The sequence below is a fragment of the uncultured Amaricoccus sp. genome, assembly GCF_937891315.1.
Classification (GTDB): Bacteria; Pseudomonadota; Alphaproteobacteria; order Rhodobacterales; family Rhodobacteraceae; genus Amaricoccus.
In genome coordinates, this window is sequence record NZ_CALAGI010000050.1 from 1 (window position 1) to 2,745 (window position 2,745).

General features: G+C 66.6%; 3 protein-coding genes. All 3 read right to left on the bottom strand.

What is annotated here, in order from left to right; translation table 11 throughout:
• Positions 1 to 133: 133 nt before the first annotated feature.
• Genes Q0480_RS04110 through Q0480_RS04120 form a run of 3 tightly spaced genes read right to left on the bottom strand, consistent with a single transcriptional unit; the run spans position 134 to position 2,507 of the window.
• Positions 134 to 1,183 (bottom strand): putative zinc-binding peptidase, encoded by a 1,050-nt coding sequence (locus Q0480_RS04110; protein ID WP_299131033.1) that lies wholly within the window; start codon positions 1,181 to 1,183, stop codon positions 134 to 136.
• 28 nt (positions 1,184 to 1,211) lie between these two features.
• Positions 1,212 to 2,300 (bottom strand): putative zinc-binding metallopeptidase, encoded by a 1,089-nt coding sequence (locus Q0480_RS04115; RefSeq protein WP_299131034.1) that lies wholly within the window; start codon positions 2,298 to 2,300, stop codon positions 1,212 to 1,214.
• An 18-nt stretch (positions 2,301 to 2,318) separates the two neighbouring features.
• Complete coding sequence (locus Q0480_RS04120) at positions 2,319 to 2,507, bottom strand: PLD nuclease N-terminal domain-containing protein (RefSeq protein ID WP_299131035.1); 189 nt, start codon at positions 2,505 to 2,507, stop codon at positions 2,319 to 2,321.
• Positions 2,508 to 2,745 lie beyond the last annotated feature (238 nt).

Here is a 2,745-nt window from a genome sequence, read left to right on the forward strand (position 1 = left end):
CGCGGGCGCGCCACTGGCGCCCCCTAAGGTCGGTCCGCGGGAAAAATCTCGATCCGGGCCAAGCAAGCGGCACCGTATCAGTTGCCACCGGTGTCGCCGACACTGGCGGTTGAACCGGTGGCGCCGAGTTCTATCAGAAGCCCTGGACCAGAGCGTGGATGAAGCGCAGCTTTTCCACCACCGGCGGGGTCAGGGCGTAGGGGTAGAGATCGGGCTGGCCCATGCTGCGGTTCATACTGTTGAGCGCGACGGTCAGCGGACGCCAGGCATTGACGAGCCGGTCGACGTCGGGCGCGTGATAGGGATCGAAACCGACATGGGCGTTGGCCGCCGGATCATTGACCACCACCGGATTGATCGCCATGCCGAAGCTGGCCGCGGTGTCGAGCGTGTCGATCATGTGCAGATAATGCGTCCAGGTCTCGGCGAAATCCTCCCAAGGATGCATGGTCGCATAGGAGCTGACGAAGCTGAGCTGCCAGTCTGGCGGCGGGCCGTTCTCGTAATGCGCCTTCAGCGCCTCGCCATAATCGACGCTCTCGTCGCCGAAGACCGCGCGGGATTCGGCGATCCGGCCCTGGTCGCGTACCAGCAGATCCCAATAGTAGTGACCGACCTCGTGGCGCAGATGGCCGAGCAGGGTGCGATAGGGCTCGCCCAGCGAGGCGCGGCGCCGCTCGCGTTCGGCGGAATCGGCTTCGGCCATGTTGAGGGTGATCAGGCCCTCGTCATGCCCGGTCAGCACCGGATCGGCGCCCGGCACGTCGGCGAGAAAATCGAAGCGCAGGTTGCCTTGCGGATTGACCGCGCTGGTCAGCGGCAGGTTCAGGCGCGTCAGCGCATAGACCAGGCGGCGCTTGGCGATTTCGATCGCGCGCCAGCCCTCGAGATTGCCGGGCGCGTCGAGATCGGGGATCGTGCTGTCGAGATGGCAGGAGGGGCAATAGCCGTCCGGCGAATCCACCGGCACCATCCAGTTGCAGCCGAGGATCTCCGCGTTGGCGCAGGCGAGCCAGATCTCGCCCGTTCCGCCGAGCGCCAGCTGGCCGCCGCCGTCGGCCGGGATCAGCGCGCTCAATGTCAGCGGTCCGGGCAGAAAACCGAGCGGCGCGCCGCAATTCATGCAGCTGATATTCTCGAAATGCACGAGCTGGCCGCAATTCTGGCAAGCGAAGATTTTCATTTTCGGTAGTCCTTCCGGGAGCGCCGGGTCAGGTGGTGGTCGCCCGCGCCGGACCCTTGGCGGGGGATCGCTCGCCTCGGGGCGAGCGGACGAGATCGTGGATGAAGCCGAGTTTCGCCACCGCCAGCGGCGCCAGTTCGAACGGATAGAGGTCGGGTTGGCCCATGCTGCGGTTGAGCGCGTTGACCGCCGACGTCAACGGCAACCAGGCGAGGAGCAGGCTGTCGATGTCCGGCGCGTCATAGGGATCGATCGCCAGCGTCGCCCGTTCCGCGCCATCCGCCGGGACCACGGTGAGGCCGAAGGTCGCCGCGGTGTCGAGCGCGTCGACGATGTGGAGATAGTGCGTCCAGGTCTCGGCGAAATCCTCCCAGGGGTGCGCGGCGGCGTAGCTGCTGACATAGGAGTTCTCCCACCCTTCGCGCGGGCCGTTCGCATAGTGCCGCTTCAGCGCTTCGCCATAGTCTTCGGTCTCGTCGCCGAAGACCGCGCGGCATTCCTCGATCCGGCCGGCGTCGGTGACGAGCACCTCCTGGTAGAAATGCCCCGCCTCGTGCCGCATGTGGCCGACCAGCGTGCGATAGGGCTCGCCAAGCGCGATCCTTTGCCGCTCGCGTTCGGCCGAGCAGGCCTCGGCGATATTGATGGTGATGAGGCCGTCGGCATGGCCGGTGAAGACCTGCGCCTCCTTGGTCGAGGCGCGGAAATCGAAGGCGAGGCCCCGCGCCGCGCCGTCGGTCTGCGAGGCGATCGGCAGGCCGAGCCGCATCAGCGAATAGAGGAGCCGGCGCTTGGCGCATTCGATGGCGCGCCATTTCGCGAGATGCGCCGGATCGGACAGGTCGGCGACGTCACGGTTCAGCCGGCAGGCGAGGCAATAGGGCTCGTGCGTCTCGACCGGCACCAGCCAGTTGCAATCGGCCTTTCCGGCGTTGCCGCAGGGATGCCATTCCTCGTCGGGCCGGGCCTTCGGCGAGACCACCCCGCCGAAGCGCGTGACGAGCGCGCTGAGTTCCATATTGCCGGGAATGAAACCGAGCGGCGCGCCGCAGCGGCGACAGGACATGCTTTCGAACTGCAGGAGATGGCCGCAGGTCGGGCAGATGGAAAGCTTCATGGAACCCACGCTCCGCCGTCAGGCCCGCGAGGCGCGCGGCCCGAAGGCCAGCCAGGCGATGAAGCCGACGATGGGCAGCACGATGATGCCGAGGATCCAGAGCACCTTGTTCAGCGTCTCGGCGCGCGAGCCGAAGACCGAGATGATCGCCCAGATGTCGAGGGCGAGGATGACCAGGCCGAGGATGCCGGAATAACCAGAGTGCATGGACGAAATCTCCGTGAAAGCGAGGGTCGGTCGCCGAGTATGGCACGCATGACGGCGCCGGACCATCGGTCCCGCCGGTCTCCAACGCGGCCCGCCCGAGGCGGTTCCGACCTTGGGAAGATTTGCCGGAAACGGTGTCACAAGAACACCGGCTGATCCGCTCGGTCCCGTATCCGAAAGGCGCCTCGGACCGGATCAGGCGACAGTCCAGTGGACTGTCGACCCGGGACGTTGGCCT

Coding starts and splice junctions, on each gene's coding strand:
- Q0480_RS04120 (WP_299131035.1), bottom strand. CDS start 2,507: ATGCACTCTGGTTATTCCGGCATCCTCGGCCTGGTCATCCTCGCCCTC.
- Q0480_RS04115 (WP_299131034.1), bottom strand. CDS start 2,300: ATGAAGCTTTCCATCTGCCCGACCTGCGGCCATCTCCTGCAGTTCGAA.
- Q0480_RS04110 (WP_299131033.1), bottom strand. CDS start 1,183: ATGAAAATCTTCGCTTGCCAGAATTGCGGCCAGCTCGTGCATTTCGAG.